General features: G+C 66.9%; 14 protein-coding genes. 7 read left to right on the top strand and 7 right to left on the bottom strand.

The genetic code is table 11. From position 1 onward, the window contains the following. Positions 1–15: 15 nt before the first annotated feature. The 4 genes from QF092_RS16245 to QF092_RS16230 all read right to left on the bottom strand — a co-directional run bounded on the left by QF092_RS16245 (position 16) and on the right by QF092_RS16230 (position 6376). Positions 16–3414, bottom strand: coding sequence for an efflux RND transporter permease subunit (locus QF092_RS16245; protein ID WP_420026473.1), 3399 nt, complete (start codon positions 3412–3414; stop codon positions 16–18). 5 nt (positions 3415–3419) lie between these two features. Then, positions 3420–4874 carry an efflux RND transporter periplasmic adaptor subunit gene (locus QF092_RS16240; protein ID WP_281465487.1) on the bottom strand — a complete coding sequence of 485 codons (1455 nt, stop codon included), beginning with the start codon at positions 4872–4874 and terminating at the stop codon, positions 3420–3422. 117 nt (positions 4875–4991) lie between these two features. Beyond that, the gene (gene moaB, locus QF092_RS16235) at positions 4992–5534 is read right to left on the bottom strand and encodes a molybdenum cofactor biosynthesis protein B (RefSeq protein ID WP_281465485.1); all 543 of its coding nucleotides are present in this window, start codon (positions 5532–5534) and stop codon (positions 4992–4994) included. Further along, a complete protein-coding gene (locus QF092_RS16230; protein ID WP_281465483.1) occupies positions 5531–6376 on the bottom strand; it encodes a uracil-DNA glycosylase in 846 nt (281 codons plus the stop codon). The genes moaB and QF092_RS16230 overlap by 4 nt, the downstream gene beginning before the upstream one ends. Positions 6377–6532: 156 nt before the next feature. Between QF092_RS16230 and QF092_RS16225 the strand changes: the two genes are divergently transcribed. The 6 genes from QF092_RS16225 to QF092_RS16200 all read left to right on the top strand — a co-directional run bounded on the left by QF092_RS16225 (position 6533) and on the right by QF092_RS16200 (position 11020). Beyond that, positions 6533–7495, top strand: coding sequence for an aspartate carbamoyltransferase catalytic subunit (locus QF092_RS16225; RefSeq protein WP_281465481.1), 963 nt, complete (start codon positions 6533–6535; stop codon positions 7493–7495). After that, positions 7492–8016 (top strand): hypothetical protein, encoded by a 525-nt coding sequence (locus QF092_RS16220; protein WP_281465479.1) that lies wholly within the window; start codon positions 7492–7494, stop codon positions 8014–8016. The genes QF092_RS16225 and QF092_RS16220 overlap by 4 nt, the downstream gene beginning before the upstream one ends. Before the next feature lie 112 nt (positions 8017–8128). Next, on the top strand, positions 8129–8509 hold the full coding sequence (locus QF092_RS16215) for a hypothetical protein (RefSeq protein WP_281465477.1): 381 nt from the start codon (positions 8129–8131) through the stop codon (positions 8507–8509). After that, positions 8506–9777 (top strand): dihydroorotase, encoded by a 1272-nt coding sequence (gene pyrC, locus QF092_RS16210; RefSeq protein WP_281465475.1) that lies wholly within the window; start codon positions 8506–8508, stop codon positions 9775–9777. The genes QF092_RS16215 and pyrC overlap by 4 nt, the downstream gene beginning before the upstream one ends. An 8-nt stretch (positions 9778–9785) precedes the next feature. Next, positions 9786–10397, top strand: a complete 612-nt coding sequence (gene plsY, locus QF092_RS16205) for a glycerol-3-phosphate 1-O-acyltransferase PlsY (protein WP_420026547.1) — start codon at positions 9786–9788, stop codon at positions 10395–10397. A 251-nt stretch (positions 10398–10648) separates the two neighbouring features. Continuing rightward, positions 10649–11020, top strand: coding sequence for a DUF805 domain-containing protein (locus QF092_RS16200; RefSeq protein ID WP_281465471.1), 372 nt, complete (start codon positions 10649–10651; stop codon positions 11018–11020). A 115-nt stretch (positions 11021–11135) separates the two neighbouring features. Here QF092_RS16200 and QF092_RS16195 read toward each other — a convergent pair whose 3' ends face one another. From QF092_RS16195 to QF092_RS16185, 3 genes are all read right to left on the bottom strand, one after another. Further along, the gene (locus tag QF092_RS16195; RefSeq protein ID WP_281465469.1) at positions 11136–12482 is read right to left on the bottom strand and encodes a glutamate--cysteine ligase; all 1347 of its coding nucleotides are present in this window, start codon (positions 12480–12482) and stop codon (positions 11136–11138) included. Between the two features lie 94 nt (positions 12483–12576). Further along, positions 12577–13119, bottom strand: a complete 543-nt coding sequence (locus QF092_RS16190) for a hypothetical protein (RefSeq protein ID WP_281465467.1) — start codon at positions 13117–13119, stop codon at positions 12577–12579. Then, positions 13116–13838 carry a 16S rRNA (uracil(1498)-N(3))-methyltransferase gene (locus tag QF092_RS16185; protein WP_281465465.1) on the bottom strand — a complete coding sequence of 241 codons (723 nt, stop codon included), beginning with the start codon at positions 13836–13838 and terminating at the stop codon, positions 13116–13118. The genes QF092_RS16190 and QF092_RS16185 overlap by 4 nt, the downstream gene beginning before the upstream one ends. Positions 13839–13850: 12 nt before the next feature. On the opposite strand from QF092_RS16185, the gene ubiA reads away from it, so the two are divergent. Further along, complete coding sequence (ubiA, locus tag QF092_RS16180) at positions 13851–14828, top strand: 4-hydroxybenzoate octaprenyltransferase (protein WP_281465463.1); 978 nt, start codon at positions 13851–13853, stop codon at positions 14826–14828. Positions 14829–14907: the final 79 nt, after the last annotated feature.

The following is a 14907-nucleotide window of genomic DNA, read 5'->3' as shown; positions in this document are numbered from 1 at the left end:
GCCGAATGGCCCATTCTACCCTTGGGCCGCGCGCGTCGGATGGGCCTTCCGGCCCATCACCCGCCCGAAAACCCAGGCCCCGCCCGCCACCAACGCCGCCGCTCCCGCCACCAGCAGCAGCGCGACAGGCCCAACCGCCTCTCCCGCTTCCCCAGGTAGCAGCGCCACCAGCCACGCAGGCAGCGCCCCTGTCACCATGACGGGCCCCATCACCGCGAGCCAAAACAGCGCCAGCACCACCGCCGCCCCCCGCACCAGCCCGCGCAGCCCGGCCGGCCCCCGGCGCAGCGCCCGCCGCAAGGCACGCAGCCGCCGCCCGATATCGGCCTGCACAACCCGGATCGCCGGCACCACCAGCAGCACAAGGAACATCCCGAAGCCAAGGCCAAAGACCAGCGTCACCACCGTCGGCTTCAGAAACTCCGCCTGACTTGACCGTTCGAACAAGAGCGGCGCCAGCCCCAGCACCGTCGTCAACGTTGTCAACAGCACTGGCCGCAACCGATCCGCCACCGCATCCACCACGGCCGGGATCAGCCCGCGCCTTTTCGCATAATCGTCGATGGTCGAGACCAGCACGATGGAATCATTCACGATGATCCCCGACATCCCGATGATCCCAACGACCGAGAACATCGACAAAGGCACGTCCCAGACCCAATGCCCAAACACCGCCCCCACCAGCGCGAAGGGGATGACCGACATCACCACGACAGGCCGCGCCCAGCTGGCGAATATCCACGCAAGGCACAGATAAATTCCCAACAGCGCCAGCAGGATCGCCACTGCCGCCCCGCCCAGAAATTCCCGCTCCTGCTCGGCTTGGCCCGAAAACCGCGCCATGACGCCGAAATCCTGCTCTACCCCCGGCACGATCTGCCCGCGCAGCGCCGCCTGTATCTCTGACGCCCGCGCCGGGTCATCCTCGGCCAGATCGCCCGATACCGTCACCACCCGCAGCCCATTTTCGCGCAGAACCGAGGAAAACCCCGCCTCCCGCGTGACCGTCACGATATCGGCCAGCGGAACATAGACCGCGCCCCCTGCCCCCACCGCCCGCATCTGGATGCGGTCAAGAAAATCCGCTGTCAGTTCGCCCTCCGACAATTCCACCCGGATCGCGGCGGATCGCGGCCCATCAGGATAGGTCGCGGCCTCTATCCCCGCCAGCATGGCGCGCAGGTCCCGCGCCAACCCGTCAATGGAAAAGCCCAAAGCCTGCCCCGTGGGCGTCAGCGTCAGGATCAACTCTTCCTTGTCATAGGCCAGCGTATCCTCCAGCCCCGACACCTCTGGGTAAACCGCCAGCCGCGCCTTCAACGCCTCTGCCGCCGCCTTCAGGTCACCCGCCTCCGCGCCATAAAGATCAACACTGATCGACGCGCCGCCGGGTCCAAACCGCCCGCCACGAAAGCTCAGTTCCTCCAGCAGCGGATGGCGGCGCACCTCTTCCTCCACCGCCGCGATGAAGGCATTGCTGGAATAGGGCCGCAGATCCGGGTTGATGATCTCTACCGCGATCCCGCCCAGAAGATCGGCATCCTTCGTCGCCGCCCCCGAAAGCCCGCGCCCTGACCCGCCACCCACTTCCGCCATGGCGAATTCCACCGGGTTCACCCCGTGCTCCGCCTCCAGCCGTGCCCCCGCCGCCTCCACCGCACGCTGCAACTCGGCCATCATCGCCATCGTATCGGCGCGCGTGGCCCCCGGCAGCATGGCAAAGTTTCCGGTCAGCGAGGATTGTTCCGGCGCGTTAAAGAACCGAAACGGCACATCCCCCCGCAGGAACAGCACCGCTTGCGTCGCCAAGGCCAGAACCGCCGCCGCCAGCACCGGATAACGCGCCACGACCACGGCCCGCATGAGGGGCTTCATCCCCCGCTCCTTGAACCGCTCCAACTGCCGGTTCGTGAACCGGCTTGGCGCGTCATACCACTTTTCCTTCACCGAATCCGCCAAGGCATGGGCCATGTGATTGGGCAGGATCAAAAAGCATTCGATCAGCGACGCGATCATCACCGCCATCACCGTCAGAGGAATATCCTTGATCAGATCGCCAAAGCGCCCCCCGATCACGGCCAGCGCCAGAAAAGCGATCACCGTCGTCAGGGTGGATGCCAGCACCGGCCCCGCCATCCTGACCGCCGCCCGTTCCGCCGCCTGCATCGGGCTTTCCCCCATATGCCGCACGCGGAAATCGGCATGTTCGCCCACCACGATGGAATCGTCGACGATCACCCCCAGCACAAGGATCAACGCAAAGAGCGAGATCATATTTACCGTCAACCCGCCCAGCCACATCACCCCGATGGCGGCCAGCGTGGCAACCGGTATCCCCGCCGCCACCCACAGCGCGATGCGCCCGTTCAGAAACAGGAAAAGCATCAGGACAACCAGAACCAACCCCGTCAGCGCGTTGTCCAGCATCAGCGTCAAGCGTTCGCTGATCTGATCCGCCCGCGCCCGGACAAGGTCCATCGTCACGCCTTCGGGCAAGCCGGGGCGCATCGCCTCGGCCACCTGCGCCACGCGGGCCTGCATGTCGATGGCATCGCCCTCGGCCCCCCGCTCCACCCGAACCGTCATCGCCGGGTTTGACCCGACAAAGGACGCCCGCCCCCGATCCGCCCCCTCAACCCGGATCGTGGCCACATCACCGATGCGCAGCACTGTGCCATCCGCCGCCACCCGCAGCGCGATCTCGCCGATCTCCTCGGCCTGCCGCCGCTCCTCGCCCGTCCGCACCCGCGCGGTGCCCGTGGCCACCTCGCCTGCCGGGGTCGTCGTAACCGCCGCCGCAATCGCCTCAGCGATTTGCGCCAGCGTCACGTCATGCCGCATCAGGGCGACGGTCGGCACCTCCACCACCATCTGCGGCGCGGCCAGCCCGCTGATCGTGGTGCGCGTCACCCCCGCCGCGAACAAACGCGCGGTAAATTCATCCGCCAACCGTGCGATCTGCCCCACCCCCACGGGACCCGAGATGACCACATCCGTCACCCCGTCCCGCCAAGCCGACCGCCGCACCTCCGGCTCTTCGGCACCGTCGGGCAGGGTCGTCACCGCCTCCACCGCTGCCGCCACATCCTGCGCGGCGCGGTCGATATCCACCCCCGGCTCAAACTCGATCTCGATCGAGGCGCGGCCCTCCACAGACCGCGACGCCGTCGCCGACACCCCTTCCACCGCCATCAGCGCGGGTTCCAGAACCTGCACGATGCCGCGATCCACATCCTCGGCCCCTGCACCGTCCCAACGGACGGACACATCCACCTCGGCCAGCACCACATCAGGAAAATACTGCGCGCGGATATTCATGGCGGCGACCAGCCCGCCCACCAGCATCAGCACCATCAGCAGATTGGCCACCGTCCGGTGGCGCACGAAATAGGACAGTATCCCCCGCCCCATCATCGCGCTCAGCCTCCCATCCGGGCTTCGATCCGCGCCACCACTTCGGCAGGCACCACATCCTGCCGCAACTGTTCGATCAGACGCGCCCGCGCCTCTTCCGGCATCCGGTCATTGCCTTCCACCGCCGCGATCAGCGCCGCGCGCCGCGCCTCGGTCAGCACGACACCCGCCGCCGCCTCAGTCTCCACCCCCGGCCGCACCGGGCGCACCTTGATGCCCGCGCCCAGCAAGGGCGACCGTTCCGCCACCACCTCGCGCCCCACCAGCGCGCCGGGGGCCACGATCACCCGATCCCCCTGCCGCCGCAGCACCTCGACCGCCACCTCTTCCAGCCGCGCCTCCTCTGTCACGGCCAGCACGCGGCCCGCCGCATCCACCGCCGTCGCGGGCAGATCGGCCACCGCCTCCAGCGCAGGTTCCGCCACCTCAACTGTCACGAAATCCCCCGGCCGCAGCCCCGGCGCGGCGTCAAGCATGGCAAAGACCACCCGCCCCCCGCCTGCCTCCGCGCCCGAGGCTCCGGCCCGCACCAGCCGCCCTTCCGCCGCCAGATCAGCCCCTACCACCTCAAGCCGCACCGCCACGGGTGCCGCAACCAAGGCGCCGCGCGCATCCACCAGCCGCGCATATTGCGCCGTCGAAAGCCGGAACCGCACCTCCAGCGCCGCCGGATCGATCACCCGCCCCAGCACCTCATTCGCGTTGACCTTTCCGCCCGTCACCACGGACGAAACCCCCTCCAGCCGCCCGGCAAACTCTGCCCGGATGACGGTATCGCCCAGAACCCGCTCCGCCTCGCCCAGCCCAATCTGCGCCCGCGTCAAGGTGATTGCCGCCTGATCCACCGCCGCCTCGGCCTGCGCCAGCGCCGACCGGCTGCCCAAAAGCGCCTGCTCCGCCTGCGCCTCGGCCAATTCCGCCGTCTCCACTGCCGCCGCCGACCCCGCTCCGCGCGCCGCAATGTCGCGCTGCCGCTGCACGGCCTGCGCCCGCAGCGCCAATTGCGCCTCAGCCTGTGCCAAATCCTCGCGCGCAAGGGTCAGCGCCCGGCCCGCCTCCCGCCCGCCCGCCTCTGCCTCGGCCAAGGCCGCCGCCGCCAGATCGCGCGCCGCCATGGCTTCTGCCGGGTCCAGCCGCAGCAGCACCTCGCCCTCCGCCACCGCTGCCCCTTCGGCAAAATTGGGCGACAGTTCCGCCACACGCCCGCCCACCGGCGCGCGCAGTTCCAGCGTCCGCACCGCCCGCAACTCGCCATAGGCCGTGGTCACGGGCACGATCCGCCCCGTCTCCACCCGGATCACATTGGCCGAAACCACCCGCTCCTCGGCTGGCCGCGCCGCAGGCCCGCCCGCCATCCGCTCGCGCAGCGCGCCGACAACGACCCCCACCGCCAGCGCAAGGATCGCCAGCGTCACCGCCGCCAGAAACAGCCCGCCCATCGCGCGCCCGAAGAACCGCATCTACATCCCTTCTGCCGCCCAGCCGAATACCTAGCCGCCCGCGCGCCCCGCGCCAATGACGCCTGCGTGAAACGGCCCTCTTGCCCGGTTAAACGCCGGCCCGCGCGCCTTCCGTCGCTACTTGCGCCGCCGATGTTCTTCCAGCCGGGGGAAAATCTCGACGAAATTACAGGGCCGGTGCCGGTAATCCAGCTGCCATTTCAGAATCTCGTCCCACGCATCCCGGCACCCGCCGGGGCTGCCGGGCAGCGCGAAAAGATAGGTCCCCCCCGCCACGCCCCCGCAGGCACGCGACTGCACCGCGCTTGTCCCGATCTTCTGCATCGACACCATGGTAAAGACCGTGCCAAAGGCCTCGATCTCCTTTTCATAGACATCCCGATGCGCCTCGACCGTGACATCCCGGCCCGTCAGGCCCGTGCCTCCTGTGGTCAGGATCACATCCACCCCCGGATCGGCGATCCACGCGCGCAACTGCGCCGCGATCTCCGCCCGCTCATCCCGCACAATCCCCCGCGCGGCCAGCACATGCCCTGCCCCGGTCAGCCGCTCCACCAGCGTGTCGCCCGAACGGTCATCCTCGGCCTTCCGCGTGTCCGATACCGTCAGCACGGCAATCCGCACCGGGATGAAGTCCCGCGTCTCATCAATCCGGCTCATCGCCCCCTCAATTTCGCCTGTATTTCCAAGAGATCCGCCCAAGCCTCGCGCTTCGCCACCGGATTGCGCAACAGATAGGCCGGATGCACCATCGGCATCACCGGACGGCCCAGCGCCTCGGCCCATGTCCCGCGCAAACGCAGAATGCCCTTCGCCCCCAACAGCGCCGAACAGGGCGTATTCCCCATCACCACGATGATCTCGGGCGCCGCCAAATCCACATGCCGCGCCACGAAGGGCCGCATCATGGCAATCTCTTCCGGCACAGGCTCCCGGTTCCCCGGTGGCCGCCACGGCATCACATTGGTGATGTAAAGCGCCCGCTCCAGATCAGGGCTTTCCCGCGACAGACCAATCGCCCCGAACATCCGATCCAAAAGCTGCCCCGCCGCCCCCACGAAGGGCCGCCCCTCAAGATCCTCGTCCCGCCCCGGCGCCTCCCCAAGGATCAAGACCCGCGCCCCTGCCCGCCCATCGGCAAAGACAAGGTTCCGCGCCCCCTTCTTCAACTCGCAATGCTCATATCCGGCCAGCGCCTCGCGCAGCGCCTCAAGGCTACCCGCACCCGCCGCCCGCGCCGCAGCCTCGGCCACCGCCGCATCCGCTGCCACCGCCGCGCGTTCCGCCGCACTGGCCTGCGGCACATAAGGCACATCCGCCACCCGCTCCACCCGCGCCGATGGCGCAGGCACCGTGGCCTTCACCACCTTGTCTGGCAGATCATAGGCATTCACCGGCGCATCACCGATCGCCTCATCAACCCCCATCTCCAACTGCCAACGCAGCGCCGCCAGCGCCGCCTGCCAGCCTTCGGGTGAAGCTATGTCCAGATCGATTCCCATGCCCGCAAACCTAGGCCCCACCCCGCCCCCGCGCCACCGCCAAATTTTTCCGAAAAACCTCGCAAATTCCTTCGAAGGAATTTCCTCCCTGCCCCACCGCTTGCCCGAACCCCCGCCCCTCCCTATAAGCCGCAAGACCCACCGAAGGAGGAACAGATGACCTTCCGCGCCCGCCACCTCCTCGGCATCGAACAACTCGCGCCGCTCGAGATCACCACCGTCCTGGATCTGGCCGACCGCTATGTCGATCTGAACCGCCGCACCGTGAAACAATCCGACGTGTTGGCTGGGATGACGCAGATCAACATGTTCTTCGAAAACTCCACCCGCACGCAGGCCAGCTTCGAACTTGCGGGCAAGCGTCTGGGGGCCGATGTGATGAACATGTCCGTCGCCCAATCCTCGGTGAAAAAGGGCGAAACCCTGATCGACACGGCGATGACGCTCAACGCCATGCATCCCGATCTGCTGGTCGTGCGCCACGGCGCTTCAGGCGCGGTCAACCTTCTGGCATCCAAGGTCAACTGCGCCGTCCTCAATGCAGGCGATGGCCGCCACGAACACCCCACGCAGGCGCTTCTCGATGCACTCACCATCCGCCGCGCCAAGGGCCGTATCCAGCGCCTCACCATCGCCATCTGCGGCGACATCGCCCATTCCCGCGTCGCGCGGTCCAACCTCATCCTGCTCGGCAAGATGGAAAACCGCATCCGCCTGATCGGCCCGCCCACCCTGATGCCCGCGGGCATCGCCGATTTCGGGGTCGAGGTCTATGACGACATGAAAAAAGGCCTCGAAGGCGCTGATGTCGTGATGATGCTCCGCCTTCAGAAGGAACGCATGGATGGCGGTTTCATCCCTTCAGAACGCGAATATTACCACCGCTACGGGCTGGATGCCGAAAAGCTCTCCCATGCAAAGCCGGACGCCATCGTCATGCATCCCGGCCCGATGAACCGGGGCGTGGAAATCGACGGCGACCTCGCCGATGACATCAACCGCTCCGTCATTCAGGATCAGGTGGAAATGGGCGTCGCCGTGCGCATGGCCTGCATGGACCTTCTCGCCCGCAACCTCCGCCTCGAACGTGGGCGCAAGATCGTGGGGACGATGGTGTGACCGCTCCCACGCCACAAGAAGGTATCGACGTGACGGGCATCCTCGACCCCGGTGAAACCCTGCTCTGGCAGGGGCCGCTCGGCTTCAACCATGCCTCCGCGCCGCCGACGGTGGCCGCCCTCTTCCTTCTGGCCTTCTACGCCTTCTGGGAAACATGGATCACCCGCTCCGTGGTCGAATTCTGCCCCGCTGAAACCGCAGGTCAGGGCTGCGCGGGCTTTTACTGGCTGGTCGGCCCCCTCCTCCTTGCCATCGCCCTTGTGCAGGGCTTTGCACTGATGGAACGCCAAGCCATCACCACAGGCCGCGCCCATGGGGCGCTCCTTCTCACCGACAAACGGCTGATCCGCCTTTCCCATTGGCCGTGGCGGCGAATGAAGACCGGGAATTACCTCCAGACCCCACCCTCCGGCGGCATGCCGGGGGTGATCCGCTTCGGCCCCCTCGGCTCCATGATCGTGGGGCCTGATGCAGGGATGCTCATCCACCGCATGCGCGCGGTAAAGGCAGGCAAAGCATGACCCCCGATCCTGATCGCAAACCCACGAAGGACGAAATGAAACAAGGCGGCAAGGTCGCCGCCCTCGTCCTGATCTTCCTCGCCCTCTTCACCACTTATTTCGTGCTGGGCTGATGATGGAGTTTCGCCCCTCCCCCGCCGCCTATCACCGCGCCCATGTGATCATGGCCCTTGTCGGCGGCGTCGCGGCGGGCATAGCCCTGATCCTTCTGGGCAATGCCAATCCATGGGTCGGCCCCGTGGCGGCCCTTCTCGCCATCGGCATCCGCGCCGCCTATCTCCGCTCCGAAGCACTGGCCGAGGTCTGGACCCTCACCCCGACCCATCTCACCGGCCCCGGCGGCCGCGCCATCCCCCGCGCGCAGATCGTGCGGGCCCGCGCCTTCCTCGGCGCGGTGCAGATCGTCACGGCAACAGGCGACAAGCATCTGATCCGCTACCTCCCCGATCCCGCCGCCGCCGCGCGCGCGATCCATCCCGGACCCCACGCATGACCACGCTCCACCTCACCAACGCCCGCATCATCGACCCCGAGGCTGGCACCGTCACCCAAGGCTCCGTCACCCTCGCCAAGGGCGTCATCGCCGCAATAAACGGTCCCAAACCGAAATCCGCGCAAGAGATTGACTGCGGCGGCAACCACCTCGCCCCCGGCATCGTCGATATCGGCGTCAAGATCGGCGAACCCGGCGAACGCCACCGCGAAAGCTTCCGCTCCGCAGGGCTGGCGGCAGCGGCAGGCGGCGTCACCACCCTCATCGCCCGCCCGGACACCCTTCCCGCCATCGACACGCCTGAAACGCTGGAATTCGTCACCCGCCGCGCGCGCGATGCCTCCCCCGTCCGCATCCGCCACATGGCCGCCCTCACCAAGGGCCGCGCAGGGCGCGAGATGACCGAGATCGGCTTCCTCCTCGACGCGGGCGCAATCGCCTTCACCGATGCCTTCGCCGTCACCGCCGACGCCAAGGTCCTGTCCCGCGCCTTCACCTATGCCCGCTCGCTCGGCGCGCTTGTCATCGGCCACCCGCAAGACCCCGGCCTCTCCCAAGGTGCCGCCGCCACCTCGGGCAAATTCGCCTCGCTGCGCGGCCTGCCCGCCGTCTCCCCCATCGCCGAACGCATGGGGCTGGAACGCGACCTCGCGCTCGTCGAACTCACCGGGGTCCGCTACCACGCCGACCAGATCACCACCGCCCGCGCCCTCCCCGCGCTTGAACGGGCCAAGGCCGCTGGCCTCGACGTCACCGCAGGCACCTCCATCCACCACCTCACGCTGAACGAAATCGACCTCGGCGATTACCGCACCTTCTTCAAACTCACGCCCCCCCTGCGCTCCGAAGAAGACCGCCTCGCCATGGTCGAGGCCGTCGCCAACGGCACCATCGACTGCATCTCTTCCCTCCATACCCCCGCGGATGAGGAATCAAAGCGCCTCCCCTTCGAAGAGGCCGCCCCCGGTGCCGTCGCCCTCGAAACCCTCCTTCCCGCCGCCATGCGCCTTTACCATGCAGGCCATATCGACCTGCCCACCCTCTTCCGCGCCCTCGCCCTCAACCCCGCCAAACGCCTCGGCCTCCCGCAGGGCAGGATGGCCCCCGGCGCGCCCGCCGACCTTGTCCTCTTCAACCCTGACACGCCCTTCCTGATGGACCGCTTCACCCTGCGCTCCAAATCCAAGAACACCCCGTTTGACGGGCAACGCATGGAAGGTAAGGTCATGGCAACCTTCGTGAACGGAATACAGGTCTACGCCACATGACGATCTTCCTGCCCGAACTTACCTCGCCCGCGCTGATGCTCCTCCTGACAGCGGCACTGGCCTATCTTCTGGGCTCCATCCCCTTCGGCGTGGTCATCACCCGCGCCATGGGCCTTGGCGACCTGCGCCAGATCGGATCGGGCAATATCGGCGCAACCAATGTCCTGCGCACCGGAAACAAACCCGCCGCCGCCGCCACGCTGATCCTCGACGCGGCCAAAGGCGGCATCGCCGTCCTCATCGCCCGCGCGACCGTGGGCGATGATGCGGCACAGGTGGCCGCACTGGCCTCCTTCCTCGGCCATCTCTTCCCGGTCTGGCTTGGTTTCAAGGGCGGCAAAGGCGTGGCCACCTTCCTCGGCATCCTCCTCGCCCTCACCTGGCCCATCGGCCTTCTGGCCTGCGCCACTTGGGCGGCAGCGGCGGCCCTCTTCCGCATCTCCTCGCTCTCGGCCCTTGCCGCCTCGGCGCTCGCGCCCGGCTACCTCGCCTTCGCAGGCTATTCCGACAAGGTCCTCCTCGCCCTCCTCCTCGCCGCCCTCGTCTGGTTCCGCCACGCCGAGAACATCCGCCGCCTCAAGGCTGGCACCGAACCCAAGATCGGCAAGAAAACCGCCTGACCTGCCTCTTCATCTTGGCGAAAATACTCTCGGGGGTGAATTGGCCGAATGGCCAAGAGGGGGCAGAAGGCCCCCTAACCCCGGAGGAGGCGCGGCACGCGGCCTCCGATGCCAAAAGGCTTGCGGCGGCACGCCGCGCCGTTTCCTTCCCACGGCAAGGGGCTTGCACCACGCCCGCCCTTGTTTCACCCTCCCCCCGCCACCTTCCCGCGTTGGAAGGAGAAGGCCCCAAAAAGAACGAGGGAACCGCGATGAACATGATCGAGGCCGTCAAGACCGTCTTTTCCAACTACGCCACCTTCTCCGGCCGCGCCCGGCGGTCGGAATATTGGTGGTTCTTCCTCTTCAACATGATCGTCTCGGCGCTTCTTGCCCTGCTCTTCGGGAACGGGCACGGCATGGGCATGGGCGGCGGCGGCATGATCAACTCGCTCTGGTCGCTCGCCGTGCTCCTGCCCTCGCTCGCCGTCGGCGCGCGTCGCCTGCATGACATCGACCGGGCGGGATGGTGGCTGCTGATCGGCTTCATCCCGCTCATTGGCTGGCTGATCCTGATCTACTGGTTCGCGACCAAGGGCACGCTCGGCACCAACCGCTTCGGCCCCGACCCGCTCGCTGCGTAATCCCGCGGGGTGGGGTTCAACCCCACCCTACCGAAACGCTACCCCGGCGCGCGCTGCGTGCCCACAGAATGCTGCACAAAACCCGGCACAAAACAGGGCACAGTCGTTTTCGCCGTCAAAGACTCGCAGCCTGATAGATATTCGAAAGATCGCCGCCCCAGTCCCCACGATAAAGCGACAGCCAGCGATCCGCCTGCGTCACGCCGGACTCCACCGCCTCGACCAGCGGCGCAAGATAGCGCTCCTCGCCCAAGGCCCGCCCAGCCAACCCCGCCTGCGACAAGGCCACCGCCGCCCGCGCCAGATCGGAAATCCGCACGCCCCCCGCCTGCCCGCCAAGCCCCTGGACCGAGGCCGCCACCCGCAGCCCCTCACGCGTCTCGGCATCCAACCCTTTCACAAGGTCCCAAGCCGCATCCAGCACCGTCTGGTCATACATCAACCCGACCCAGAAGGCAGGCAACGCCATCAGATGCGCCTGATCCCCGCAATCGGCCCCGCGCATCTCGATATACCGCTTCACCCGCGCCTCGGGGAAGACCGTGGTCATGTGATCCGCCCAATCCGAAAGCGTAGGCTTTTCCCCCGGCAGCGCAGGCAGTTCCCCCTTCAGGAAATCCCGGAAGGATTGCCCCAAGGCATTGATATATTTGCCATCTCGATAGACAAAATACATTGGCACATCCAGCACCCAGTCCACATAGGCCTGAAAGCCGAACCCCTGATCAAAGGCGAAAGGCAGCATCCCCGTCCGCGCATCGTCCAAGCCCCGCCAGATCCGCGACCGCCAGGATTTGTGCCCGTTCTCCTTCCCCTCGAAGAATGGCGATGACGCGAACAGCGCGGTCGCTACGGGCTGCAAAGCCAGCGCCACACGCATCTTCTTCACCATGTCGGTTTCCGACGCATAGTCGAGGTTCACCTGCACCGTCGATGTCCGATACATCATCTGCGTGCCATGGGTGCCGACCTTGCCCATATAGTCGGTCATCAGCCGATAGCGCCCCTTGGGCATCACCGGCATATCCTCATGCCGCCATTCCGGCGCAGCCCCGATCCCCATAAACCGGATGCCCAGCGGTTCCGCCAAGGACCGCACCTCGTCGAGATGGTTCCTTAACTCGTCATCGGTTTCCTTCAGGCTGGCAAAGGCCGCGCCAGACAGTTCGAACTGACCGCCCGGTTCAAGGCTGATATTCGCCCCGTTCCGTGTCAAACCGATAACATTCTCGCCTTCCCGCACGGGTTCCCAGCCGAATTTTGCGGCCAACCCCGCGAACAGGGCGTTAATGGATCGTTCACCATCATAGGGCAGCGGGCGGCGCGTATCGGTCAGCCAGCCGAACTTTTCGTGTTCTGTCCCGATCCGCCACAAGTCTTTGGATTTGCAGCCGGATTCCATGAATTCCGCCAGCTGGGAAAAGCTTTCGATCGGCCCGCCGCCGGATTGGGGAATCGACATCTGCTAGGCTCCGCGTCTTCGCTTTTCTCAAGGCCCCCACAGGTGCTTTGACTGCACGGTCAAGTCAAGGGGCCGGAAGGCGGTTAACTCTGCTTCAACGGGTCGCCAGCCCCGCCCCCGCCCGCCGCCAGATCACCTGCACAGCCTCGCCCATGGCCAATCCCGTGCCCGTCGCAACACCCCCCGGCGCCAGCGCCGCCAACAACGCCGCCATATCCATCCCCGGCAGCGTGGCGAACACATCGAAAAGCTGATCCGCCCCCGCCGCATCCACAGGCACCAGCAACACCTGTCCATCCGCCTGTTTCAGCCGCCACAACCGCCGCCCGCGCAGGGCCACCAGCCGCAGCTCAACCAGATCAGGCACCGCCACAAACCCGCCAAGCGTCGGGCCCATATAGGAAATCTGCCCCTCATCCACCTCGACAAGGCCCGGCGAATCCCCCCCTTGGGCAAAGCGCATCCGTCGCCACGCCTGCACGCCAAGCCCCGCGCCAAAGGCCGCAACCACCCCGCCAAAGGGCACCAGCACATAGCCGCCCTGTCCTGCCACCCACAGCCCCAAGGCCACCACCGCCCCCGCCGCGATCACCTCACGCCCCCGCCACAGGGCCGCTCGCAGCTCGGGCCGGATCACCGCCAATCCCCCAGCGCCGCCTGCCACAGCGTCAGCGCCGCCACCGCCGCAGTATCCGCCCTCAGGATGCGCGGCCCAAGGCTGACGGGCAGCACCGCAGGCAGTCCCCGCAGCTTCGCCTTTTCACCATCGGAAAACCCGCCCTCAGGCCCGATCAGAATGGCCCACGGCCCCGGCTCTTCCCCCGCCAGCCCTTCGGAAACCCCCAGCCTTGACTCGTCGCACCACAGGATACGCCGCCCCGCGTCCCACCCCGCCAACAGCCGATCAAGCGCAACAAGATCAGCAACTTCAGGCACATAGGTGCCACCGCACTGCTCTGCCGCCTCCACGGCATGGGCCTGCAAACGATCCTGCCTGATGCGTTCGGAATTGGTATGTCGCGTCTGCACTGGCAGGATGCGCCGCACCCCCAACTCCACCGCCTTCTCGACGATGAAATCCGTCCGCGCCTTCTTGATCGGCGCAAAGATCAGCCACAGGTCAGGCGGCATCAGCAGGGGCTTTGTCTGCACGTCGCAGACCAGCACCCCGCCGCGCTTGCCCGCTTCGGCCACCTCGGCCCGCCATTCCCCGTCGCGCCCGTTGAACAATGCCACCGCCGCCCCCTTGGCCAGCCGCATCACCGAAAACAGGTAATGCGCCTGATCCCCGCTCAGGGCCACGGCTTGCCCCGGCGCAAGGGGCTGCTCTACATAAAGACGAACCTTCGCATCCATGGCCCGCACCCTATGACCCAACCGCCCAATTTTCCAGAGGTCGAACGACCCGTCGGAACCGTCGCCGATGCCCCGCGCGGCAATTGGGTCGATACGCTGGCCCCTGCCGCCACCCGCCCCTATCTGCGCCTCTCGCGCGCTGACAGGCCGATCGGCACATGGCTCCTTCTGATCCCTTGCCTATGGGCCATCGCGCTGGCCGCCGCCGCGACGGGCGGCTTCACGGCGCTGGACCTCTGGCTTGCCACCTCCTCGGCTGTTGGTGCCTTCCTGATGCGCGGCGCGGGCTGCACATGGAACGACATTACCGACCGCGACTTCGACGCAGCCGTCGCCCGCACCCGGTCCCGCCCCATCCCATCCGGCCAAGTCACGGTAAAACAGGCCCTTTTCTGGATGGTGGCACAGGCGCTTGTCGCAGCCGCGATCCTTTTCACCTATCACCCGCTGGCCATCGCCCTTGGCGTGGGGTCCCTCGCCCTTGTCGCCATCTACCCCTTCGCCAAACGCTTCACATGGTGGCCGCAGGCCTTTCTCGGCCTCGCCTTCAACTGGGGCGCGCTCCTCCTCTGGGCCGCGCATTCGGGCAGCCTCTCGCTCGCCCCCCTGTTCCTTTACGCGGCGGGCTTCGTCTGGACGCTTTTCTACGACACGATTTATGCCCATCAGGACAAAGAGGATGACGCCCTGATCGGCGTCCGCTCCACCGCCCGCCTCTTCGGGCAGAACACGGGCAAATGGCTGGCGGCCTTCCTCGTGGCCACCGTCTGCCTGATGGCCGCCGCCGCCATCACGGCCCTTTTGCCGCTCGCCTCGCCCCTTCCCCTTCTCATCGCCCTGATGGGCGCTTGGGCCATGGGGGCGCATATGCTCTGGCAGATGCGGCGGGTGGATATCGACGATCCCGCCGCCTGCCTTGCCATTTTCCGCTCCAACCGCGACGCCGGTCTGATCGCTGCGCTGTTTCTTGCCGCCGCCGCGCTGCTTTGATTGATCCCCGCCCCCCGTCACCGTAAGCACATGCGGCGCGGAGAGAATCCCCCGGATCGCCCGCGTCCGCTGCCACGGC

This window comes from Fuscovulum ytuae (genome assembly GCF_029953595.1).
Lineage (GTDB): Bacteria > Pseudomonadota > Alphaproteobacteria > Rhodobacterales > Rhodobacteraceae > Paragemmobacter > Paragemmobacter ytuae.
The sequence above is the reverse complement of the archived record's forward strand: the minus strand, read 5'-3'. Positions and strand labels throughout refer to the sequence as shown.